The sequence below is a fragment of the Pseudomonas sp. 102515 genome (genome assembly GCF_031085165.1).
Classification (GTDB): Bacteria; Pseudomonadota; Gammaproteobacteria; order Pseudomonadales; family Pseudomonadaceae; genus Chryseomonas.
Genome location: NZ_JAVHTY010000003.1, coordinates 819,972 through 841,837 on the forward strand (window position 1 = coordinate 819,972; position 21,866 = coordinate 841,837).

19 protein-coding genes and 1 tRNA gene are annotated in these 21,866 nt (G+C 65.8%); 14 read left to right on the top strand and 6 right to left on the bottom strand.

What is annotated here, in order from left to right; translation table 11 throughout:
• Positions 1-24: 24 nt before the first annotated feature.
• Together RCF34_RS15205 and RCF34_RS15210 are read right to left on the bottom strand one after the other, a co-directional pair.
• Complete coding sequence (locus RCF34_RS15205) at positions 25-762, bottom strand: ComF family protein (RefSeq protein ID WP_308708895.1); 738 nt, start codon at positions 760-762, stop codon at positions 25-27.
• Between the two features lie 58 nt (positions 763-820).
• Positions 821-1,117, bottom strand: a complete 297-nt coding sequence (locus RCF34_RS15210; protein WP_059313282.1) for a hypothetical protein — start codon at positions 1,115-1,117, stop codon at positions 821-823.
• Between the two features lie 256 nt (positions 1,118-1,373).
• Between RCF34_RS15210 and RCF34_RS15215 the strand changes: the two genes are divergently transcribed.
• Together RCF34_RS15215 and RCF34_RS15220 are read left to right on the top strand one after the other, a co-directional pair.
• Positions 1,374-2,075, top strand: coding sequence for an alpha/beta hydrolase (locus RCF34_RS15215; RefSeq protein ID WP_308708896.1), 702 nt, complete (start codon positions 1,374-1,376; stop codon positions 2,073-2,075).
• Positions 2,076-2,145: 70 nt separating this feature from the next.
• Complete coding sequence (locus RCF34_RS15220; protein ID WP_308708897.1) at positions 2,146-2,733, top strand: cupin domain-containing protein; 588 nt, start codon at positions 2,146-2,148, stop codon at positions 2,731-2,733.
• On the opposite strand, the gene RCF34_RS15225 is transcribed toward RCF34_RS15220, so the two are convergent.
• Together RCF34_RS15225 and RCF34_RS15230 are read right to left on the bottom strand one after the other, a co-directional pair.
• Positions 2,730-3,152 (bottom strand): DUF1810 domain-containing protein, encoded by a 423-nt coding sequence (locus RCF34_RS15225; protein WP_308708898.1) that lies wholly within the window; start codon positions 3,150-3,152, stop codon positions 2,730-2,732. The two genes, RCF34_RS15220 and RCF34_RS15225, sit on opposite strands and share 4 nt — an antisense overlap.
• 71 nt (positions 3,153-3,223) lie before the next feature.
• Positions 3,224-4,558, bottom strand: a complete 1,335-nt coding sequence (locus RCF34_RS15230) for an MFS transporter (RefSeq protein ID WP_308708899.1) — start codon at positions 4,556-4,558, stop codon at positions 3,224-3,226.
• 164 nt (positions 4,559-4,722) lie between these two features.
• On the opposite strand from RCF34_RS15230, the gene RCF34_RS15235 reads away from it, so the two are divergent.
• From RCF34_RS15235 to RCF34_RS15290, 12 genes are all read left to right on the top strand, one after another.
• Positions 4,723-5,046: a thioredoxin family protein gene (locus tag RCF34_RS15235; RefSeq protein WP_308708900.1), complete on the top strand. Its 324-nt coding sequence runs from the start codon at positions 4,723-4,725 to the stop codon at positions 5,044-5,046.
• 146 nt (positions 5,047-5,192) lie between these two features.
• On the top strand, positions 5,193-6,998 hold the full coding sequence (locus RCF34_RS15240; protein ID WP_273862384.1) for a phenylacyl-CoA dehydrogenase: 1,806 nt from the start codon (positions 5,193-5,195) through the stop codon (positions 6,996-6,998).
• Positions 6,999-7,185: 187 nt separating this feature from the next.
• Positions 7,186-8,955, top strand: a complete 1,770-nt coding sequence (locus RCF34_RS15245) for an acyl-CoA dehydrogenase C-terminal domain-containing protein (RefSeq protein WP_308708901.1) — start codon at positions 7,186-7,188, stop codon at positions 8,953-8,955.
• A 360-nt stretch (positions 8,956-9,315) separates the two neighbouring features.
• A complete protein-coding gene (locus tag RCF34_RS15250; RefSeq protein ID WP_007159763.1) occupies positions 9,316-9,474 on the top strand; it encodes a YqaE/Pmp3 family membrane protein in 159 nt (52 codons plus the stop codon).
• 264 nt (positions 9,475-9,738) lie between these two features.
• Positions 9,739-13,275 carry a response regulator gene (locus RCF34_RS15255; RefSeq protein WP_308708902.1) on the top strand — a complete coding sequence of 1,179 codons (3,537 nt, stop codon included), beginning with the start codon at positions 9,739-9,741 and terminating at the stop codon, positions 13,273-13,275.
• 3 nt (positions 13,276-13,278) lie between these two features.
• Positions 13,279-14,097 carry a CheR family methyltransferase gene (locus tag RCF34_RS15260; RefSeq protein WP_308708903.1) on the top strand — a complete coding sequence of 273 codons (819 nt, stop codon included), beginning with the start codon at positions 13,279-13,281 and terminating at the stop codon, positions 14,095-14,097.
• Position 14,098: 1 nt separating this feature from the next.
• Positions 14,099-14,686: a chemotaxis protein CheB gene (locus RCF34_RS15265; RefSeq protein ID WP_308708904.1), complete on the top strand. Its 588-nt coding sequence runs from the start codon at positions 14,099-14,101 to the stop codon at positions 14,684-14,686.
• Positions 14,679-15,875 (top strand): hybrid sensor histidine kinase/response regulator, encoded by a 1,197-nt coding sequence (locus tag RCF34_RS15270; RefSeq protein WP_308708905.1) that lies wholly within the window; start codon positions 14,679-14,681, stop codon positions 15,873-15,875. Before RCF34_RS15265 ends, RCF34_RS15270 begins: the two co-directional genes overlap by 8 nt.
• Before the next feature lie 96 nt (positions 15,876-15,971).
• Positions 15,972-16,790 carry an NAD(P)-dependent oxidoreductase gene (locus RCF34_RS15275; protein ID WP_308708906.1) on the top strand — a complete coding sequence of 273 codons (819 nt, stop codon included), beginning with the start codon at positions 15,972-15,974 and terminating at the stop codon, positions 16,788-16,790.
• An 11-nt stretch (positions 16,791-16,801) separates the two neighbouring features.
• Positions 16,802-17,680, top strand: a complete 879-nt coding sequence (locus RCF34_RS15280; protein WP_308708907.1) for an SMP-30/gluconolactonase/LRE family protein — start codon at positions 16,802-16,804, stop codon at positions 17,678-17,680.
• A 160-nt stretch (positions 17,681-17,840) separates the two neighbouring features.
• On the top strand, positions 17,841-19,100 hold the full coding sequence (locus RCF34_RS15285) for an acyltransferase (RefSeq protein ID WP_308708908.1): 1,260 nt from the start codon (positions 17,841-17,843) through the stop codon (positions 19,098-19,100).
• Positions 19,101-19,158: 58 nt separating this feature from the next.
• Positions 19,159-19,740: a DUF4337 domain-containing protein gene (locus RCF34_RS15290; protein WP_308708909.1), complete on the top strand. Its 582-nt coding sequence runs from the start codon at positions 19,159-19,161 to the stop codon at positions 19,738-19,740.
• A gap of 66 nt (positions 19,741-19,806) precedes the next feature.
• Here RCF34_RS15290 and RCF34_RS15295 read toward each other — a convergent pair.
• Positions 19,807-19,883: transfer RNA gene (locus tag RCF34_RS15295), tRNA-Ile, on the bottom strand.
• A gap of 104 nt (positions 19,884-19,987) precedes the next feature.
• Positions 19,988-21,841, bottom strand: a complete 1,854-nt coding sequence (gene rpoD, locus RCF34_RS15300; protein WP_187980515.1) for an RNA polymerase sigma factor RpoD — start codon at positions 21,839-21,841, stop codon at positions 19,988-19,990.
• Positions 21,842-21,866: the final 25 nt, after the last annotated feature.

The window sequence follows — 21,866 nt, forward strand, 5'->3', positions numbered from 1 at the left end:
TAAATGACGTTTTGGTGACAGCCGCTAGTCACCGGGCGGTGGCGTTCGCGCCAGGCAATAGACGTCGACCCGATGGGTGCCGGCGCGTTTGAGCAGCAGCGCCAGGCTGTCGGCGGTCGCGCCCGTGGTCAGGACGTCATCTACCAGTGCCACATGACGACCCTCCAGTGCGGCGTCCTTCACCAGGGCGAAGGCCTGCTTGAGATTGCGCCGCCGCTCGCTGGCGCTCAGCCCTTGCTGGCTGTGGTGCTCCTGAACCCGCTGCAGCAGCTCGACCTCGACCGGCAGGTGTAGGGCCTTGCCGAGCCAGCCGGCCAACAGGGCGGCCTGGTTGAAGCCGCGCTGACGCAGGCGCAGTGGAGAAAGAGGTACCGGCAGCAACAGCGCCGGGCGTGGCTGGCCTTCGTCGAACAGATGCTGTAGATGCCGCGCCAGCAGCGCCCCGGCCAGACGACCGAGACTGCCCTGGTCACGGTGCTTGAATCTGTTGATCAGGGTGTCGACCGGAAAGGCATAGCGCCAGGGTGTCAGCACCTGGTCGAAGGCCGGCGGTCTGGCCAGGCAGCTGCCGCACAGCAGGCCGTTCACCGACAGTGGCAGAGCGCAGCACCGGCAATGAGGGCCGAGCCAGGGGAGTTCGCTGTCGCAGCCTTCGCACAGCGGCAATCCGGCAGGTAGCCAACGGGCGCAGAGGGCACAACTGGTACCCGGCCGCAGGCGTTGCCACTGGCGCTTCAGGGTATGGGAAAAAGCTAGAGTCATGGCGGCGTCCGTGCCGATCGAGATCCCTACTGTGCCAGGCAGCGGGCCTGGCGACCAGTCAGCCGCGAATCAGCCAGCCCATCACCATCAGGCCCAGGATCAGCCAGATGACGCCGCCCACTATCGAGCGGGCCATGAAGGCACGCACCGCGGCGTAGAGCAGCAGCAGGCCGACGGCCAGGACCACGAAACTGATATAGGAGTCGTCCATGCCGATGGAGCGCGCCATGCCATGGAGGAAGTCATGGACGGCATCGGCGATGCCGCCCAGGACCGAGCCGAACAGGTCGATGATGAAACGGATGACTTGGCCCAGCGCCGCGCCGAGCCAATCGAAGAAGCCTTCAGTACGCATGGATGTTTCCGGATCCTTGGCAATGTCCCTTGGAACCCGCGAAGCCCGCCGGGTTCGCTGGTGATCCGCGCTACACTGCGCGTTTTCCGCAGTGTCTCTCAAGTCTTAAGAGTCTATTCAATGGCTCGCGAGCTAGAGACAAACAAGGCGAAAAGGGCCGAGGAAGCGAAGTTTACATAGGGTAAATGCGCATTCCGAAGCCCTTTTCAACGCGGTTTGGCCAACGCGCAGCAGACTTTGAACAGACTCTACAGTGATGACCGCTACCGACTCCCTTCCGCTGATCCTGCTTCCCGGCCTGCTCTGCGACAGCCGTCTCTGGGCCACCCAGGCCGCCGACCTGGCCGACGTCTGTCCGGTACTCATTCCCGACCTCACCCGCGATCTGGGCATCGCCGCCCTGGCGCGCCGGGTGCTGGCCGAGGCGCCGCCGTGCTTCACCCTGGGCGCGCTGTCCATGGGCGGCTACGTGGCCTTCGAGATCCTGCGCCAGGCGCCCGAGCGGGTGGCGCGACTGGCGCTGTTCGACACCATGGCCAGCCCGGACGCCCCCGAGCGCGCCGCCCAGCGCCGCGCCATGCTCGAACTGGCCGAGCGCGGGCGTTTCCTCGGTATCAGTCCGCAACTGCTGCCGCGGCTGATCCACGCCTCGCGCCTGGGCACGCCGGTGGCCGATACCGTGTTGGCCATGGGCAAGGCGGTGGGCAAGGAGGCCTTCCTGCGCCAGCAGCAGTCGATCATCGATCGCCCCGACTCGCGGCCGACCCTGGCGCAGATCCGCATACCGACCCTGATCGTGGTCGGCGCCCAGGACCTGCTCACTCCGCAGGCCGAAGCCGAGCTCATGCACGCCGGTATCCAGGACTCGCGCCTGGTGGTGCTGGATGACTGCGGCCACCTGCCGCCACTGGAGTTGCCAGAGCGGACCACGGCGCTGCTGCGGGAATGGCTGGCCTGACCCCTCGTCGCGGACGCTGAACCCAGGCGGCAGGCGGGCCTCCATTGGCAAAGCCCTGAGGGAGTCCAGCATGCCACGTCGTCCGCCTCTGTCCATCCTCTCCCTGGTACTGGGCCTCGCCCCCGCCGCCTTGGCCCTGGCCGCGCCGGTGGGTGCCGGTCAGCCCGAACGACTGCGCTTCGCCGATGATGGCGTCATCCCCAACAGCCGCCTGCCCGTGCTGCTCTATCGCCAGGTGCCGCTGGAGGGCGCTGACCGTGCCGCGGCGCTGGAAGAGCTGTTCGTTACCTATGGCTGGCCGCCGCAATGGCGCTATGGTGTCTACCGCTACCACCACTATCACCCCAATGCCCATGAGGTGCTGGGCGTGGCCAGGGGCCGGGCCAAGCTGCGTCTCGGCGGCGAACAGGGGCAGGATGTGCAGGTGACCGCAGGCGACGTGGTAGTGCTGCCAGCGGGTACCGGACACCGCAACCTGGAGTCCAGCGCGGACTTCCTGGTGGTAGGCGCCTATCCGCCGGATCAGCAGGACTTCATCACCCAGCGCGCCGATCCAGCCGCCCATGCCCGCTCGGTCGGATTGATCGCCGGGGTGCCCTTGCCGGCGAGCGATCCGGTGACCGGGCGTGAGGGCGCGCTGCCAGCACTCTGGCGCTAGCAGAGTCGCGTCAGGGTGGCTTCGTCCGGTTGACCGGCGAAAAAGGTCTTGAGCGCCTGGCGAAAGGGTTCGGGGTCTTCGGCCACGGCAGCGAAGAGGGTGAGGCTGGAGTGGAACTTGAGATCGTCCGGCTGCCCGAACAGCGCGGTGGCGGACAGCTCAGGATGTTCCAGCGCCGCCGCGGTGATCTCCCGCAGGCGTGGCCCCAGCAGCGGATGCGTCAGATAGGCATTGGCCTCGTCGCGGGAGGCGATGGCGTAGTGGCGGGCGGTCTCGCTGCGCCCGAGTCCCTGGATCTGCGGAAAGATGAACCACATCCAGTGGCTGCGCTTGCGGCCGGCGCGGATCTCCGCCAGGGCGGTGGCATAGGTGTCTGCCTGGGCGTCGAGGAAGCGTTGCAGATCGTGAACGGCGGGCATGGCGGAAACTCCGGGCCTTTTGCCTATCGGCAGGCTGGCCCGGAGGAAGTGCCGGTCAAGGGATGAGCGGTCTAGCTGCGGATCGTCTGGTAGCGGGGCTCCCCGCCTTCGCTGACCTCGTCCAGATCGATGCGCGACGTCTCGGGCAGGCTCAGGCCACCGACCAGACCGAGCAGGGCGACCAGGATCAGGTAGAGCGCCGGCGAGAGGTTGCTGCCAGTGGCGCCGATCAGCCAAGTCGCCATCAGCGGCGCGGTGCCGCCGAAAATGGTGTAGGCCAGGTTGTAGGTGATGGCGCCCGCGGTGTAGCGGGTGCGGGTGGGGAAGATCTCACTGAGCAGCGGCGCCGTCACCACGTTGCACAGCACCGCCCCGGCGCCCAGCAGCAGACTGCCCAGCAGGGCGCTGCCGAACTGCCCACTGCTGGCCAGCAGCAGCGCCGGATAGACGCCTACCGCCAGGACCAGGCTGGCCAGCACCGTGGTCATGCGCCGACCGATGCGGTCGGTGACGCGCCCCAGCACCGGGCAGGCGGCCGCCGCGGCGAACAGGGTGATCAGGCTGATGGCCAAGGCCGCGGCCCGGTCGAAGCCGCCGGCCAGTTGCAGGTAGGTGGAGAAGTAGGTGGTGAACATATAGAAGGACAGCGCCGTCAGCGAGATGAAGGCACCCAGGCGCAGGATGGAGCGACCCTGCAGCCTGAGCGTCTCCCCTAGCGGCGAATGGCTGACCTCATGGTCGGCTTCCAGTGCCTGGAAGGCCGGTGTCTCGTCCAGCTTCAGGCGCAGGTAGAGGCCGATCAGGCCCAGCGGCGCGGCGGCCAGGAAGGGGATGCGCCAGCCCCAGTCGGCCATGGCCGTGGCACCCAGCAGCCGCTCCAGGCCCCAGGCGGTCAGGGCTGCGCTGGCGAAGGCAAGAAAGGTCGAGACCGGTACGAAGCTGCCATAGCGCCCGCGCCGATCGCGCGGCGAATGCTCCATCACGTAGGCGCAGGCCCCGGCGTATTCGCCGCCGGCGGAAAAGCCCTGGGCGCAGCGGATCAGCGTCAGCAGGATCGGTGCCCAGATGCCGATGGTGGCGTAGCTGGGCAGGAGGCCGATCAGGGCGGTGGCGCCGGCCATGATCAGGATGGTCAGCGCCAGGGTGCGCTTGCGGCCGATGCGGTCGCCCAGCAGACCGAAGACGATGCCGCCCAGCGGCCGGAAGGCGAAGGCCACGGCGAAGACGGCAAAGGTCTTGAGCAGGCCGGCGGTGGCATCGCCACTGGGAAAGAAGTGCGCCGCGAGCAGGGTGGCGAGAAAGCCGTAGAGGGCGAAATCGAACCATTCGACGAAGTTGCCGATGGACGCGGCGGAGATGACCTTGCGCAGGGTGGCGGGTGAAACGGAAGTCGCTGTCTGGCTCATGGCGGGCCTCGGGAAAGGGCGGAGACGGAGGCAGAAATGGAGCGCCTTGTTTTATTGTCATGAAATCGGGGCGTACCGCAGGATCGACCCTAATCCTTTTGCCGTGACCGAGCAGTCCCGCCAGCGACTTGTCCACCGTTGGAACCGACTTCAGGAGCCCAGCCATGACCATGACGACCACCTATGCGGAAAAGGAGCCCGCCCGCACCGATGTCGAGGCCCTGCCGGGTGTCACCCTGCTGGAGTTCGGCGCACCCTGGTGCGGCCACTGTCGTGCCGCCCAGCCGCTGCTGGCCATGGCGCTGGCGGACTACCCCGGCGTGCGCCATCTCAAGATCGAGGACGGCTCCGGCCGCCGCCTGGGGCGCTCCTTTCGCGTCAAGCTCTGGCCCACGCTGATCGTGTTCAAGGACGGCCAGGAACTGGCGCGGCTGGTGCGTCCGGCGACAGCGGCGTCCGTGCGCGAAGCCCTGGCCGTGGCGGACTGACCGGTCGCTCCGCTCGTTCTCGCCGCGCTTGACAAGGCCAGGCCTGAAACATTAGTTTCAAACGACTGTTTAAACGCCCTGGCGGAAGGTCCGCAGCGACGCTGCCGCCACCCTCGACAACAAGCATTCGCAAAGAGGTCACAGTCATGCCCGATTACAAAGCCCCCCTGCGGGACATCCGCTTCGTTCGCGACGAACTCCTGGGCTATGACGCGCACTACCAGAGCCTGCCCGGTTGCGGCGATGCCACTCCCGACATGGTCTCCGCCATCCTCGAGGAAGGTGCCAAGTTCTGCGAACAGGTCCTGGCGCCGCTCAATCGCATCGGCGACCAGCAGGGCTGCACCTGGAGCGAAGAAGGGGTGAAGACCCCGGATGGCTTCAAGGAAGCCTATGCCCAGTTCGTCGAGGGCGGTTGGCCGAGCCTGGCGCACAACCCGGCCCACGGCGGTCAGGGCCTGCCCGAGTCCCTCGGCATTTCCCTCTCGGAAATGGTCGGTCAGGCCAACTGGTCCTGGGGCATGTACCCCGGCCTGTCCCACGGTGCCATGAACACCCTGGAACAGCACGGCACCGACGAGCAGAAGCACACCTACCTGGAAAAGCTGGTGACCGGTGAATGGACCGGCACCATGTGCCTGACCGAACCCCACTGCGGTTCCGACCTGGGCATGCTGCGCACCAAGGCCGAGCCGCGTGCGGACGGCAGCTACGCCATCACCGGCACCAAGATCTTCATCTCCGCCGGCGAACACGACATGGCCGAGAACATCGTCCATATCGTGCTGGCTCGCCTGCCCGATGCCCCCGCCGGCACCAAGGGCATCTCGCTGTTCATCGTGCCCAAGCGCCTGCCCGACGCCAGCGGCGCGGCCGGCGAGCGCAACGCCGTGCACTGCGGTTCCCTCGAACACAAGATGGGCATCCACGGCAACGCCACCTGCGTGATGAACTTCGACGGCGCCACCGGCTTCCTGATCGGCCCGCCGAATCGTGGTCTGAACTGCATGTTCACCTTCATGAACTTCGCCCGCATCGGCACCGCCCTGCAGGGCCTGGCCCATGCCGAGGTGGCCTTCCAGGGCGGTCTGAAGTACGCCCGCGAGCGGCTGCAGATGCGTTCCCTGACCGGTCCCAAGGCGCCCGAGAAACCCGCCGACCCCATCATCGTGCACCCCGACGTGCGCCGCATGCTGCTGACCATGAAGGCCTTCGCCGAAGGCAGCCGGGCGATGATCTACTACACCGCCAAGCTGGTGGACATCCTCAAGTACAGCCAGGACGAGGAGCAGAAGCAGCAGGTCGAGACCCAGATGGCCTTCCTCACGCCCATCGCCAAGGCCTTCATGACCGAGGTGGGTTTCGAGGCGGCGAGCCACGGCGTGCAGATCTATGGTGGCCACGGCTACATCGCCGAGTGGGGCATGGAGCAGAACCTGCGCGATGCCCGTATCGCTATGCTCTACGAGGGCACCACCGGTATCCAGGCCATCGATCTGCTGGGTCGCAAGGTATTGATGACCCAGGGTGAATCCCTCAAGGCCTTCACCAAGGTGGTGCACAAGTTCTGCCAGGCCAATGCCGAGAATGCCGAGCTCAAGGCCTTCGTCGAGCCGCTGGCCAAGCTGAACAAGGAGTGGGGCGAGATCACCCTCAAGGTCGGCATGGCCGCCATGAAGGATCGCGAAGAGGTGGGCGCCGCCGCCGTCGACTACCTGATGTACTCCGGCTATGTCTGCCTGGCGTACTTCTGGGCCGACATGGCGCGGGTCGCCGCCGAGAAGCTGGCCGCCGGTACCGACGAGGCCGCCTTCTACCAGGCTAAGCTGGCCACCGCGCGCTTCTACTATGAGCGCCTGTTGCCCCGTACCCGCGCCCATGCCGAAGCGCTGCTGGCCGGCGCCGGCAGCCTGATGGCCCTGGCCGAGGAAGACTTCGCTCTCGGCTACTAAGCCGTTGCAGCTCCACTGAAAACCCTGCTACGGCGGGGTTTTCGCCTTTTAGCGGCCGCGAAAAAACCACCCATTGCAAACCTCCGATCGGCTGACCATGGGGTCATATCATGAACCTATGTCTCCCTTCCGGTTCGGTCTTACACTCGAGTCATACCGACAAGAACACCTTCCGAGGAGACTCGACATGGCCGACTACACCCCGCCGCTTCGCGATATCCGTTTCGTGCTGGATGCCGTCCTCAAGGTCAAGGACCGCTGGAGTCAGTGGCCTGCCCTGGCCGAAGTGGTGGACGGCGAGACCGCCGATGCCATCCTCGAAGAAGCCGGCAAGCTGTGCGCCCAGGAACTGGCGCCGCTCAATCGCAATTCCGATGAAGAAGGCTGTCACTGGCAAGACGGCGAAGTCACCACGCCCCAGGGCTTCCGTCAGGCCTACCAGGCCTTCGCCGAAGGCGGCTGGGTCGGTGTCGGTGGTGATCCCGAATACGGCGGCATGGGCATGCCCAAGGTGCTCACCGCCCAGGTCGAGGAAATGATGCACGCCAGCTGCCTGGCCTTCGGTCTCTATCCGATGCTCAGCGCCGGTGCCTGCCTGGCCCTGCACGCCCATGGCAGCACAGAACTGAAGCAGGCCTACCTGCCCAATCTCTACAGTGGCCAGTGGGCCGGCTCCATGTGCCTGACCGAGCCCCATGCCGGTACCGACCTGGGCCTGATCCGCACCCGCGCCGAGCCCCAGGCCGACGGCAGCTACCGGGTCACCGGCACCAAGATCTTCATCACCGCCGGCGAGCACGACCTCACCGAGAACATCATCCATCTGGTGCTGGCCAAGCTGCCCGACGCTCCGGCCGGCTCCCGGGGCATCTCGCTCTTCCTGGTGCCTAAGATCCTGGTAGACGAAGCGGGGGCCCTGGGCGCGCGCAACGCCGTGGCCTGCGGCTCCCTGGAGCACAAGATGGGCATCAAGGGCGCCGCCACCTGCGTGATGAACTTCGATGGCGCGGTGGGCTATCTGGTGGGCGAGGTCAACAAGGGTCTGGCCGCCATGTTCACCATGATGAACTACGAGCGCCTGGGCGTCGGCATACAGGGCCTGGGTTCGAGCGAGCGCTCCTACCAGAATGCCCTGGCCTATGCCCGCGAGCGCCTGCAGAGTCGTTCGCCGGGCGGCATCCAGCAGGCCGCCAAGAGCGCCGATCCCATCATCGTCCATCCCGATGTGCGGCGCATGCTGCTGACCATGAAGGCCCTGAACGAAGGCGGCCGGCTGTTCTCTAGCTATGTCGCCCTGCAACTCGACACCGCCAAGTACAGCCCCGAGCCCATCGAGCGCGAGCGCGCCGAAGCCCTGGTGGCGCTGCTCACCCCGGTGGCCAAGGGCTTCCTGACCGATCTCGGCCTGGAACTCTGCGTCGCCGGTCAGCAGGTGTTCGGCGGCCATGGCTACATCCGCGAATGGGGCCAGGAGCAGCTGGTACGCGACGTGCGCATCACCCAGATCTACGAAGGCACCAATGGCATCCAGGCCCTCGACCTGGTCGGCCGCAAGTTGGCCGGCAGCCGCGGAGCCCTCTACCGGCCCTTCAGCGAAGAGGTCCATGGCTATCTGGGCGGTCTGCCCGCGGACAGCGAATTCGCCGCACCCCTGCGCCAGGCCCTGGATCAGCTGGACGGCGCGACCGAATGGTTGCTGCGGGCCGGCGCCAGCGATCCCCATGAGCTGGGGGCGGCCTCGGTGGACTACCTGCACCTGTTCGGCTATGTCGCCTATGGCTACCTCTGGGCGCGTGCGGCGGCCGCCGCGGCGGATCAGGAGGCGACCTTCGCCGAGGCTAAGCTGGCCACCGCGCGCTTCTATTTCGCTCGCCTGCTGCCACGCACCCTGAGCCTGGCGGCTGCCGTGCGCAGCGGCGCCCAGCCGCTCTACGCCCTGGCCGAGGAGGCTTTCTAAACTGTTGACCGACAAGGTAAAAAGCCATGTCGTGTAAGCTTTGGCTTACGCGACGTCGCCGTGATAAGCCATCGCCCAGACCCGGTTGACTGCGTAATCTACACCCATCGGATCGCGGTACAGGATGTACCCAGCGCTCCAGATGATTTCAAGGAAATGTGGCCAGGATGGCCCCCCGGCAAGGATGTCGGGCAGAGACTTACAGGGAATAGATGGCCAAGGATTGGCGGCCCGACAAGGATGTCGGGTCAAGTCTGCGAAACCCCGCTTCGGCGGGGTTTTTTATTGCCTGCCGGAACCTGATTCAGGCCCTGCCAGTCTTAGAGGCATCTTCTTGCCTGCCCGCTACTGGAGCCTGAAATGGACCTCATCCGCCTTATCTTCGCCATCATCCTGCCGCCCGTGGGCGTCTTCCTCCAGGTCGGCTTCGGCGGCGCCTTCTGGCTCAACATCCTGCTGACGCTGCTGGGTTACATTCCGGGTATCATCCATGCTGTCTGGGTGATTGCCCGTCGCTGAAGCCGCGGCCTGATCGCGGCCCGAATGCCGCGATCGCCTGGCTGACCCCAGGGTCAGCGCCGACCGGAGCGAAGGGGGCCAGGGAGCAAGACGTCCGAGCTAGGCGGGCGCGCCTCCCATGGTCCTGTTCGAGGCCTCTCGGCCAGCCCGTGTCGGTATCCCTGATCGACCGTCGGTTGCGCCGCGGTCAGTGACGACACCCCTCCGCAGGCCGAGGCTTTGCCGTCGCCGACCGTTTTGTCCCGTACAAGGCTTTCAGACCCCATGAATCGCGAGTCGCCCCTCGATCAGAAGCTCTTCAGCCAGATCCTCAAGCGCAATCTTTCCCTGCCGCTGAGCATCGGTGTCTTCAGCGCGATCTTCTTCATCGCCATCATCTATTACCTGCTGAAGGTCACCCAGTGGGTCGAGCACACCGACCGTGTCATCAGCGAGGCCAACGCCAACTTCCGCCTGGTGGTCGATCTGGAAACCGGGATGCGCGGCTATCTGTTGAGCGGCAATACCGCGTTCCTGCAGCCCTATGAGCGCGCCCTGCCCAACGTCGAGCCGCAACTGGATGAACTGAAGAATCTGGTCAGCGACAGCGCCGTGCAGATCCGCCGACTGGAGCGGATCGAAGCGGTGCACCGCGAGTGGCGCCAATACGCCAGCCAGGCGATCGAGGCGCGGCGCACCGGAGGGGATTTCCAGACCCCGCTGAGCGACGGCCAGGGCAAGAATCGCATCGACAGCATCCGTCGCGACTACACTGATTTCATCGCCTACGAAGAGCAGATGCGCGCCGAGCGCACCGCGACGGCCAGCCGCATGACGGTGATCTTCGTCGCCGCCTTCCTCATCGTCAGCCTGCTGCTCTCGGGCATCATGGCCTTCTTTGGTCGCCGCGAACTCATGCGGCTCTCCGCGACCTACACCCGGCTGCTCGACCAGCAGGTCGAGCACACCGACAATCTGGAGCGCCAGAGCTGGTTCCGCTCGGGCCAGAATCAGCTGTCGGAAGCGGTCATCGGCCAGGCGACGCTGGCGCCGCTGGGGCAGAGCATCCTGCAATTCCTGGCGCGCTATCTCAGCGCCGCGGCCGGTGCCCTCTATGTCCGGCTCGACGACGGCAGCCTGGAGCGCGTCGCCGACTACGCCCTCGATGACGAGGGCCGTCGCCGTCGCCAGCGCCTGGCGCCGGGCGAGGGTCTGGCCGGGCAAGCCGTGCTGGACGGGCGCCTCGTGGCGCTCGACCAGTTGCCCCTCGACTACCTCAAGGTCAATTCGGCGCTGGGTGAACGCCAGGCCAGTGCGGCGCTCATCGTGCCCATCGAGAACGATGGCCGGGTGAATGGCGTGGTCGAACTGGGCTTCCTGCGCGCCCTGCGTCCGCAAGACGAAGAACTGCTGACCCTGATCGCCGACTCCATCGGCTCCTCGGTGGAGGCCGCGCGCTATCGCCAACGGCTGCAGCAGGTGCTGGCGGAAACCCAGCAACTCAACGAAGAACTCCAGGTACAGCAGGAAGAACTGCGCACCGCCAACGAAGAGCTGGAAGAACAGTCCCAGGCGCTCAAGGAATCCCAGGTTCATCTGGAGCAGCAGCAGGCCGAACTGGAACAGACCAACGAGCAGCTCTCCGAGCAGGCCCAGGAACTGCTGCAGCAGCGCGACGTGCTGGACGACCGCAACAATCGCCTCAACGAAGCCCAGCAGCTGCTGGAAGACCGGGCGCGCGAGCTGGAACGGGCCAGCCAGTACAAGTCCGAATTCCTGGCGAACATGTCCCACGAATTGCGCACGCCGCTGAACAGCTCGCTGATCCTCTCCAAGCTGCTGGCGGACAACCCGGCCGGCAACCTCAGCAGCGAGCAGGTGCGCTACGCCGAGTCCATCTATTCGGCGGGCAACGACCTGCTGACCCTGATCAACGACATCCTCGACATCTCCAAGGTCGAGGCCGGCATGCTGGAGATCCGCCCGGAGCAGATGTCCGTGCGCCGCCTGGTGGAAGCCCTGAAGACCGCCTTCGAGCCGGTGGCCCAGAACAAGGGCGTCGCCTTCGTGGTGGAGCTGGATGCGCGGATGCCGCCGGCCTTCCTCAGCGATCGCCAGCGGGTCGAGCAGATCCTCAAGAACCTGCTGTCCAACGCCTTCAAGTTCACCGAGCACGGCCAGGTGACCTTGCGCCTGTCGCTGGAAGACGGCCAGCCCAGTTTCGCCGTGAGCGATACTGGCATCGGCATCGCCTCCGAGCAGCAGGAGCTGATCTTCGAGGCCTTCCGCCAGGCGGACGGCGCCATCACCCGTCGCTACGGCGGCACCGGCCTGGGGCTGTCGATCTCCCGCGACTTGGCGCTGCTGCTGGGTGGTACCCTGAGCGTCACCAGCCAGCCGGGCGAGGGCAGTACCTTCACCCTGCGCCTGCCGCTGGAGTACCAGGAAGCCGCCGCGCCCGCTCTGCCCATCACTCCAGTCACCGCCCCTGCCGCGATCACCGCTCCGGCCGCGGCATCCGCGCCCCTGCCGGCCCTGGCCGCCACCCCGCGTCCGCCGGCCGCACCGCCGATCACCGAGGCGGCGGCTCCCGTGGGAGCGGCCTTCGCCGACGACCGCGACAGCTGGCCCTATCCGGATCGCCGGGTACTGGTGATCGAAGACGAGGTGCCCTTCGCGCAGATCCTCTTCGATCTGGCCCACGAACTGAAGTACAGCTGCCTGGTGGCCCATCGGGCCGAGGAAGGCTTCGCCGCGGCGCTGGAATACCGTCCCGATGCCATCCTGCTGGACATGGGGCTGCCGGATCATTCCGGCCTCACGGTGCTGGAGCGACTCAAGGAAAATCCCCTGACCCGGCACATCCCGGTGCACGTGGTCTCGGCCTCGGATCGCATCGAGACCGCCATGCACATGGGCGCAGTCGGCTACGCCATCAAGCCCACCACCCGCGACGAACTGCGTGAGGCCTTCACCCGCCTGGAAGCCAAGTTCGCCGCCGGCATCAAGCGGGTGCTGCTGGTGGAGGACGACGCCCTGCAGCGCGACAGCATCGCCAAGCTGATCGGCGACGTGGACGTGGAGATCACCGCCGTGGAGATGGGTAGCCAGGCCCTGGAACTGCTGCGCGACGAGGTCTACGACTGCATGGTCATCGACCTCAAGCTGCCGGACATGGAAGGCGGCGAACTGCTCGAACGCATGGCCAGTGAGGACATCTGCTCCTTCCCGCCGGTGATCGTCTATACCGGACGCAGCCTGACCCGCGATGAAGAGGCGGCGCTGCTCAAGTATTCGCGCTCCATCATCATCAAGGGCGCGCGCTCGCCGGAGCGGCTGCTCGACGAAGTGACCCTGTTCCTGCACAAGATCGAGGCCGACATGCCGCTCGATCGCCAGCGCATGCTGGAAAGCGCCCGCAGCCGCGAAAAGGCCTTCGACGGCCGCACCCTGCTGCTGGTGGACGACGACGTGCGCAACATCTTCGCGCTCACCAGTGCCCTGGAGCAGAAGGGCGCCAAGGTGGAGATCGCCCGCAACGGCCTGGAAGCGCTGGAGAAGCTCGATAACAGCGACACCATCGACCTGGTGCTGATGGACATCATGATGCCGATGATGGACGGCTACGAAGCCATGCGCGAGATCCGCAAGCGGCCGCACATGAAGAAGCTGCCGATCATCGCCATCACCGCCAAGGCCATGAAGGACGATCAGGAGCGCTGCCTCGCCGCCGGCGCCAGCGACTACCTGGCCAAGCCCATCGACCTGGACCGGCTGTTCTCGCTGATCCGCGTCTGGATGCCGTCCTTGGAGCGGCTGTAGGTCATGAGCGAACGGCTGCAGGACATCGAGCTGAGGTTGCTGCTGGAAGGCATCTTCCTGAGATACAGCCACGACTTCCGCAATTACTCCAAGGCCTCGCTCAAGCGCCGGGTGCTGCAGGCGCTGACACGCTTCGACTGCCCGAGCATCTCGGCGCTGCAGGAGCGGGTGCTGCGCGATCCGGCGCTGTTCGCCGAGCTGCTGCAATTCATCACCATCCCGGTCAGCGAGATGTTTCGCGATCCCGGCTACTTCCTCGCCCTGCGCCAGCAGGTGGTGCCGGTCTTGCGCACCTACCCCTCGCTCAAGGTGTGGATCGCCGGCTGCAGTACCGGCGAGGAAGTCTTCTCGATGGCCATCCTGTTCCAGGAAGAAGGGCTGCTCGAGCGCACCCTGTTCTATGCCACCGACATCAATCCGCGCTCCATGGAAAAGGCCCGCCAGGGCATCTTTCCGCTGGAGCGGATGCGCGCCTATACCGCCAGCTACCAGAAAGCCGGCGGCACCCGTGCGTTTTCCGACTATTACACCGCGGCCTACGATGGCGCCCTGTTCGACAAGTCGCTGATCGCCAACGTGACCTTCGCCGACCACAGCCTGGCCACCGACAGCGTCTTTTCCGAGACGCAGCTGGTGTCCTGCCGCAACGTGCTCATCTACTTCAACAAGAATCTGCAGAATCGGGCACTCGGCCTGTTCCACGAGTCCTTGAGTCATCGCGGCTTTCTCGGCCTGGGCAGCAAGGAGTCGCTGGACTTCTCCGCCTATGCCAACCACTTCGAGCCGGTGGTGAAGCAGGAACGGCTGTTCCGCAGGCTCTAGCATGTTCCCGCCCCTGAAGCCGTTGCGCCTCATCGTCATCGGAGCCTCTGCCGGCGGGCTGCAGGTGCTGCTGCGCCTGCTCTCGACCCTGCCGGCCAGTTACCGCCTGCCGTTGGCCGTGGTGCTGCACCTGCCGGACGATCGCACCTCGCGCCTGGCCGAGCTGTTTCAGCAGCGGCTGGCCTTGCGGGTACGCGAAGCCGAGGACAAGGACGCTATACTGCCCGGCACCCTGTATTTCGCGCCGCCGGGTTATCACCTGCTGGTGGAGGACGACTTCACCCTGTCGCTGTCACGCGACGAGCCGGTGCAGTTTTCCCGGCCGTCCATCGATGTCTTGTTCGAAAGCGCAGCCGACGCCCTGGGCGAGCAGGTCTGCGGCGTCCTGCTCACCGGCGCCAACCACGACGGCGCCAGCGGCCTGCACGCCCTGGCTCAGAATGGAGCGGTCACCGTCGTCCAGTCGCCGCAGTCGGCCGAGGTGCCGACCATGCCCGAGGCGGCGCTAAAGAGATTCCACCCGGATTTCGTGCTGGATGTGCCGGGCATCCATCTATTGCTCATCGAGCTGGAACGCGACCATGGCTGAAGTACCCGTCGAACAGGCGAAGCTCCTGCTCGTAGACGACCTGCCGGAAAACCTCCTGGCACTGGAAGCCCTGCTGCGCAGCGAGGCGCTGGAGATCTTCCAGGCCAGCTCCGCCGAGGCCGCGCTGGAGCTCCTGCTGATGCACGAATTCGCCCTGGCGATCCTCGATGTGCAGATGCCGGGCATGAACGGTTTCGAACTGGCGGAGATGATGCGCGGCCTGGAAAAGACCCGGCACATCCCCATCGTCTTCGTCAGCGCCGCCGGTCGCGACCTCAACTATGCCTTCAAGGGCTACGAGAGTGGTGCGGTGGACTTCCTGCACAAGCCCCTCGATGTCCACGCGGTCAAGAGCAAGACCCGGGTCTTCGTCGACCTCTACTGGCACCGCAAGCGCCTGGCCGAGCAACTGGTGGCCCTGGAGCAGAGTCGCCAGGAGCAGGAGATCCTGCTCGCCGAGCTGCGCCAGACCCAGGTCGAGCTGCAGCAGGCGGTACGCACTCGCGACGACTTCATGTCCATGGTCTCCCACGAACTCAAGACGCCGCTCAACACCCTGATGCTCGAAGCCCAGCTGCGCCGCATGTACCTGGACAAGGGCAAGCTGGAGGCCTTCACCCCCGACAAGCTGGCCGGCATGGCCGAGCGTGACGAGCGGCAGATCCAGCGCCTGGTGCACCTGATCGACGACATGCTCGACATCTCGCGCATCCGCACCGGCAAGCTGTCCATCCGCCCCTCGCAGTGCGACCTCGCCGCCCTGGTCAACACCGTGGTCGACAGCTTCGCCTCGCAATTCGCTGCTGCCGGTTGCCCGGTGGAGCTGCACGCCGAAGGCCCGGCACCTGGCTACTGGGATGAATTCCGCATCGAGCAGGTGATCACCAACCTGCTGACCAACGCCATGAGATACGGCGCCGGGCGTCCGGTGGAGATTTCCCTGCGCAGCGACGGCGCCGACGTGGAGCTGAGCGTCAAGGACCACGGCATCGGTATCCCGGTGGAGCACCAGGCGCTGATCTTCCGCCAGTTCGAGCGCGCCAGCGGCACCGAGAACATCGCCGGCCTGGGCCTTGGCCTCTATATCGCCGACCAGATCGTCAAGGCGCACCGTGGCAGCCTGCACGTGGAAAGCATCGCCGGGCAGGGCGCGACCTTCCGCCTGCGGCTGCCTTGCCTACCGGCCTAGGTAGCATTGACAGGATTCCAGGCGCCCGCGAGAATCGCGAAAAGAGGTGGGATGTCGTACCTCTTGCCAGATAACTCCATAAGAAGGCGCCCGCTCATGTCCAAAGTCTCCTCGTCACCTTTCCACCGTCTGTTGCTGACCGGCGCTGCCGGCGGCCTGGGCAAGGAGCTGCGCCAGCGGCTCAAACCCCATGCCGAGATCCTGCGGCTGTCCGACATCGCGCCGATGGCTGCGGCCGAAGGCCCGGCGGAAGAGGTGGTGATCTGCGACCTGGCGGACAAGGCCGGCGTCCATGCCCTGGTGGAAGGCGTCGATGCCATCCTGCATTTCGGTGGCATCTCCACCGAGCATGCCTTCGAACCCATCCTCGAAGCCAACATCCGCGGCACCTTCAATCTCTATGAGGCCGCGCGTCGTCACGGGGTGAAGCGCATCGTCTTCGCCAGCTCCAACCATGTCATCGGCTTCTATCGCCAGGACCAGCGCATCGACGCCAGCGTGCCCCAGCGTCCGGACAGCTACTACGGCCTGTCCAAGGCCTTTGGCGAGGACCTGGCCACCTTCTATTTTGATCGCTATGGCATCGAGACGGTGAGCATCCGCATCGGCTCCTCCTTCCCCGAGGCGCAGAATCGCCGCATGCTCGCTACCTGGCTGAGCTACGAAGACCTGACCGATCTCATCCTGCGCAGTCTGACCACGCCCGACGTCGGCCATACCATCGTCTATGGCGCCTCCGCCAACCGCGACAGCTGGTGGGACAACCGCCTGGCCGCGCACCTGGGCTTCCAGCCCAAGGACAACTCCGAGCAATTCCGCGCCAAGGTCGAGGCCCAGCCCATGCCAGCGGCGGACGATCCGTCCATGGTCTACCAGGGTGGTGCCTTCGTCGCCACCGGCCCCTTCGACGACTGAGGAGGGCCATCATGACTGCCGAATTGCTCGTCGATGCCCGCAACGCCACTGGCGAATGCCCGGTCTGGCAGGTCGCCGAACAGGCGCTCTACTGGGTCGATATCCCGGCCAAACGGCTGCACCGCTGGACCCCGGCTGGCGCCCTGGACAGCTGGAGCGCACCGGAAATGCTCGCCTGCATCGCCGCCCGCGAGGGTGGCGGCTGGCTCGCCGGTCTGGAAAGCGGCCTCTTCGCCCTGCAGGCCGAGGCTTCCGGCCAGTTCAGCGGCGAGCGCCTGGTCGCCCTCGACCATGCCCAGCCGGCCATGAGGTGCAACGACGGTCGCTGCGATCGTCAGGGCCGCTTCCTGGTGGGCACCATGGTGCAGGACATGGCGAAGGGCGCCCCGGTTGGTCGCCTCTACAGCCATACGGCCGGCGAGGGCACCCGGCTGCTGCTGGACGACCTCATCGTACCCAACGGCCTGGCCCTGAGCCCCGATGGCCGCACCCTCTATCTGTCCGACTCCCATCCCAGCCGCCAGCTGATCTGGGCGTTCGACTACGATCCCGACACGGGCATACCCAGCAACCGGCGGCTGTTCGTCGACATGAACGCCCATCCCGGCCGGCCGGATGGCGCCGCGGTGGATGTCGACGGCTGCTACTGGATCTGCGGCAACGATGCCGGCCTGGTCCATCGCTTCACGCCCGACGGTCGCCTCGATCGCTCCCTGGCCGTACCGGTCAAGAAGCCGGCCATGTGCGCCTTTGGCGGACGCAACCTGGACACCCTGTTCGTCACGTCCATCCGTCCGGGTGGCGATCTCACCGATCAGCCGTTGGCGGGTGGGCTGTTCGCCCTGGACCCGGGGGTGCAGGGGTTGCCGGAGCCCGCTTTCGCTGGCTGAGCCGGGCCCGGTTCAAGTACCGCAGGACTCCCGAGCGGCAGGGTCTTGAGCGGCGCCTGGCAATCTTGGGAAACCAGTTGTCATGCTTTTGTCATGAACATCGACAGGGGTCCTGCCCGGGCGGCTTATAATCAGATTCTATCCGCCGTAAACCGCCGCCATGACCTCTTCAACCGCAAGCCGCCCCACCGCCCGTTACTACGGCCTGGAATGGCTGCGATTCCTCATGGCGCTGTACATGGTCGTCTACCACCTGGGCGGCCTCTACAGCGATCTGCCGGATGCCTTCCGCCGCCTGGCCGGTATGGGCTTCTTCGCCACCAGCACCTTCTTCCTGCTCTCCGGTTTCCTGCTGGCCCACGTCAGCCTGGATCGCCAGGGCGCGCTCAAGGGCAGCTCGCGCGGCTTCGTCCTGCGGCGGCTGTGCAACCTCTATCCCATCCACCTGCTCACCCTGCTGGTGGCCCTGGGACTGTCCTACTGGCTGTCCCAGGATTCCTGGCTGGAACACGGGGTGCCGGTCTACTACAACCAGCACCCCTATCTGCAGGTGGAAGAGGGCGGCGCGCTGGACGAGATGCTGCCGCTGTCCTGGCTGGCCGCCACCACCCATGTCCTCCTGCAACTGCTCCTGCTGCAGTCCTGGGAGCCGCGCTTTCTCTGGCTCAACGGCGCTGCCTGGTCGATCTCGGCGCTGCTGTTCTTCTATTTGCTGTTTCCGCTGCTCGGCCCGCGGCTGATGCGCCTGCGCCGCTGGGCCCTGGCCGCTGCCGTGCTCTGGGGGCTCTATCTGCTCGGTCCGCTGGTGGCCACCTGGGCCCAGGCCTTCGATACCGTGACCGTGGGCGTCATCCATCGCAATCCGCTGATCCGCCTACCGGAATTCCTGCTCGGCATCCTGCTCTATCGCGCCGTGCAGGAGCCCTGGGTGGCCGAGACGACCCAGCGCCTGCGCGTGCCGCTGCTGCTGTTCGGCCTGACCGGCCTGTGGCTGGGCGCCCTGCTGCTGGAAGGCGATGGCCGCCGCTGGTTCTACCTAGTCCACAACGGCCTGCTCACGCCTTTCCAGGCCGTGGTGCTACTGGCCTGCGCCACTTTCGGCGAACCCGGCCGCGCCGGCGTGCGCCGCCTGGCCCAGCGCCTCGGCGAGGCCTCGCTGTGCATCTTCGCCGTCCACACCCCGCTGATCGGCGTGCTCGAACCCTGGACCCGCACCCTGCTGGGCTGGATGCACCTGGCCGGCGATAGCCTCGAAGACCTGGCCGAGGACGTCAGCGAGGCACTGGCGCTGCCCATCCCCATCCCCGGCTGGATGCTGCCGCTGCACCTGGCGCTCATCGTCCTGCTCGGCCTGGCCATGCAGCGCTGGGTGGCCGGTCCGTTGCGCCGCTGGCTGCAGGCGCGCTTGCCCAACTCTTAAGAAGGCCTTAAGCCAGCCCGGCTAGCCTCGCCGCAGGAATCCGCAGCGGAGCTGAGCCTTGTCCAGCGAATACGAAGTCCACGGCCCCCACGACCACGAAGTGGAGCACGCCGCCCACGGCGCCCATCGCCGCGATAGCCTTACCGGCCGCATCGCCGTCACCACCGCCATTCTCGCGACGCTAGGCGCCCTCTGCGCCTACCAGGGCGGCAACGCCGAGAGCCTGGCGCTCTACTACAAGAACGAAGAAGCCATCGCCAAGACCGAAGCCGCCAACCAGTGGGGCTACTACCAGGCCAAGGGCGAAAAGCAGAACCTTGCCGACTTGGGCGCCGCGCTCGCGACCAACCCCGACACCGCCCAGCGCTTCACCCAGGACAGCCAGCGCTACGCCCAGCAAAAGGCCGAGATCCGCATCAAGGCGGAAGCGCTGGAAGCCAAGGTCGATGCCAACGAAGCCCTGAGCGAAACCCAGCTCCACCGCCACCACCGCTGGGCCCAGGCCACCATGCTCATGCAGGTCGCCATCTCCCTGGCCGCCATCACTCTGCTGACCCGGCGGCGTTGGTTGCAGGCGGCGGTGTATGGGGTGGCGGGGGGAGGGGTGGTTGTTGGGGTATTGGCGCTTTTGCATGTATGAGCGCCAGAGGCATGAACGGCGAGGTGCAGGCACAAAAAAGCCGCGCAACGCGCGGCTCCTGAAAGCTGGTGGGCCCACACGGACTCGAACCGTGGACCAAAGGATTATGAGTCCTCTGCTCTAACCAACTGAGCTATAGGCCCTATAGCGCGGTGGAGTATACCGGGGGTGGCGGGGATCGCCAAACCCTTGTCGGGCATAAAAAAACCGGAGCCTGGGCTCCGGTTTCTGGTGCAGCGTGGGCGCCTTACTCGTCGAGGAAGGAGCGCAGGTGTTCGCTGCGGGACGGGTGGCGCAGCTTGCGCAGGGCCTTGGCTTCGATCTGGCGGATACGCTCGCGGGTGACGTCGAACTGCTTGCCCACTTCCTCGAGGGTGTGGTCGGTGTTCATGTCGATGCCGAAACGCATGCGCAGGACCTTGGCTTCACGGGCGGTGAGGCCGGAGAGCACGTCGCGGGTGGCTTCCTTGAGGCTTTCGCTAGTGGCCACTTCGATCGGGGACTGCATGGAGCTGTCCTCGATGAAATCGCCCAGGTGCGAATCCTCGTCGTCGCCGATGGGCGTCTCCATGGAGATCGGCTCCTTGGCGATCTTGAGCACCTTGCGGATCTTGTCCTCGGGCATCTCCATGCGCTCGCCCAGCTCTTCCGGGGTCGGCTCGCGACCCATCTCCTGCAGCATCTGGCGGGAGATCCGGTTCAGCTTGTTGATCGTCTCGATCATGTGCACCGGAATCCGGATGGTGCGCGCCTGGTCGGCGATGGAGCGGGTGATGGCCTGGCGAATCCACCAGGTGGCATAGGTGGAGAACTTGTAGCCACGGCGGTATTCGAACTTGTCCACCGCCTTCATCAGGCCGATGTTGCCTTCCTGGATCAGGTCGAGGAATTGCAGACCGCGGTTGGTGTACTTCTTGGCGATGGAGATCACCAGGCGCAGGTTCGCCTCGACCATTTCCTTCTTGGCGCGGCGGGCCTTGGCCTCGCCGATGGACATGGCGCGGTTGATGTCCTTGATCTGCGAGACTTTCAGCTCGTAGTCACGCTCCAGCTCGGCCAGCTGGGCCTGCTTGGCCTTGATGTCGGCCTGGAAGCGCTCGAGACCTTCGGCGTACTTGGGCTTGCCCTTGAGCAGGCCGGCGGTCCATTCGGTGTTGGTCTCGTTGCCGGGGAAGTGGCGCAGGAAATCGGCACGCGGCATGCGCGCATCGCGCACGGCGAGCTGCATGATGGCGCGCTCGAGGCCACGCACCCGCTCCAGGGATTCGCGCACGCGGATCACCAGGGCTTCGTACTGCTTGGGCACCAGCTTGATCGGCGAGAACAGCAGGGCCAGGGCGACGAATTCTTCCACGGCGTGGTCGTTGTCGCGGCCGTGCTTCTTCAGCACCTTCTTGGTCTTTTCCAGCTGCTCGGCGACTGCGCCGAAACGCAGGCGAGCCTCTTCCGGATCCGGACCGCCGTCGCCTTCTTCCTCGTCGGCGTCGTCGCTCTCTTCCTCGTCGTCCTTCTCGTCGTCCACGGCCTTGGCATCGGTGGCCTTGTTCGGGACGGGCAGGACCTCGCTCTCGTTCGGCAGGCTGCCGTCGTCGGGATCGATGTAACCGGCGAGGACGTCGGACAGGCGACCGCCTTCGGTGGTGACGCGGGTGTATTCGCTGAGGATGTAGTCGACGGTGCCCGGGAACTGGGCGATGGCGCCCATGACTTCGCGGATGCCTTCCTCGATGCGCTTGGCGATCTCGATCTCGCCTTCGCGGGTCAGCAGTTCCACGGTACCCATTTCACGCATGTACATGCGCACCGGGTCGGTGGTGCGGCCGACATCGCTTTCCACTGCGGCCAGGGCGGCGGCGGCTTCTTCGGCAGCGGCTTCGTCGGTATCGGTTTCCGCCAGCAGCAGGGCATCAGCGTCCGGCGCGGTCTCGAATACGTTGATCCCCATGTCATTGATCATGCGGATGATGTCTTCCACCTGTTCCGGATCTGAAATATCCTCCGGTAGGTGGTCATTGACCTCCGCGTAAGTCAGGTAACCCTGCTCACGACCGCGGGCGATCAATTCTTTCAGACGGGATTGCTGTTGCGCTTTTCCGGACATAGGTACCCTTCCACTGAAGGCTTAG

Coding starts and splice junctions, on each gene's coding strand:
- RCF34_RS15205 (WP_308708895.1), bottom strand. CDS start 762: ATGACTCTAGCTTTTTCCCATACCCTGAAGCGCCAGTGGCAACGCCTG.
- RCF34_RS15210 (WP_059313282.1), bottom strand. CDS start 1,117: ATGCGTACTGAAGGCTTCTTCGATTGGCTCGGCGCGGCGCTGGGCCAA.
- RCF34_RS15215 (WP_308708896.1), top strand. CDS start 1,374: ATGACCGCTACCGACTCCCTTCCGCTGATCCTGCTTCCCGGCCTGCTC.
- RCF34_RS15220 (WP_308708897.1), top strand. CDS start 2,146: ATGCCACGTCGTCCGCCTCTGTCCATCCTCTCCCTGGTACTGGGCCTC.
- RCF34_RS15225 (WP_308708898.1), bottom strand. CDS start 3,152: ATGCCCGCCGTTCACGATCTGCAACGCTTCCTCGACGCCCAGGCAGAC.
- RCF34_RS15230 (WP_308708899.1), bottom strand. CDS start 4,558: ATGAGCCAGACAGCGACTTCCGTTTCACCCGCCACCCTGCGCAAGGTC.
- RCF34_RS15235 (WP_308708900.1), top strand. CDS start 4,723: ATGACCATGACGACCACCTATGCGGAAAAGGAGCCCGCCCGCACCGAT.
- RCF34_RS15240 (WP_273862384.1), top strand. CDS start 5,193: ATGCCCGATTACAAAGCCCCCCTGCGGGACATCCGCTTCGTTCGCGAC.
- RCF34_RS15245 (WP_308708901.1), top strand. CDS start 7,186: ATGGCCGACTACACCCCGCCGCTTCGCGATATCCGTTTCGTGCTGGAT.
- RCF34_RS15250 (WP_007159763.1), top strand. CDS start 9,316: ATGGACCTCATCCGCCTTATCTTCGCCATCATCCTGCCGCCCGTGGGC.
- RCF34_RS15255 (WP_308708902.1), top strand. CDS start 9,739: ATGAATCGCGAGTCGCCCCTCGATCAGAAGCTCTTCAGCCAGATCCTC.
- RCF34_RS15260 (WP_308708903.1), top strand. CDS start 13,279: ATGAGCGAACGGCTGCAGGACATCGAGCTGAGGTTGCTGCTGGAAGGC.
- RCF34_RS15265 (WP_308708904.1), top strand. CDS start 14,099: ATGTTCCCGCCCCTGAAGCCGTTGCGCCTCATCGTCATCGGAGCCTCT.
- RCF34_RS15270 (WP_308708905.1), top strand. CDS start 14,679: ATGGCTGAAGTACCCGTCGAACAGGCGAAGCTCCTGCTCGTAGACGAC.
- RCF34_RS15275 (WP_308708906.1), top strand. CDS start 15,972: ATGTCCAAAGTCTCCTCGTCACCTTTCCACCGTCTGTTGCTGACCGGC.
- RCF34_RS15280 (WP_308708907.1), top strand. CDS start 16,802: ATGACTGCCGAATTGCTCGTCGATGCCCGCAACGCCACTGGCGAATGC.
- RCF34_RS15285 (WP_308708908.1), top strand. CDS start 17,841: ATGACCTCTTCAACCGCAAGCCGCCCCACCGCCCGTTACTACGGCCTG.
- rpoD (WP_187980515.1), bottom strand. CDS start 21,841: ATGTCCGGAAAAGCGCAACAGCAATCCCGTCTGAAAGAATTGATCGCC.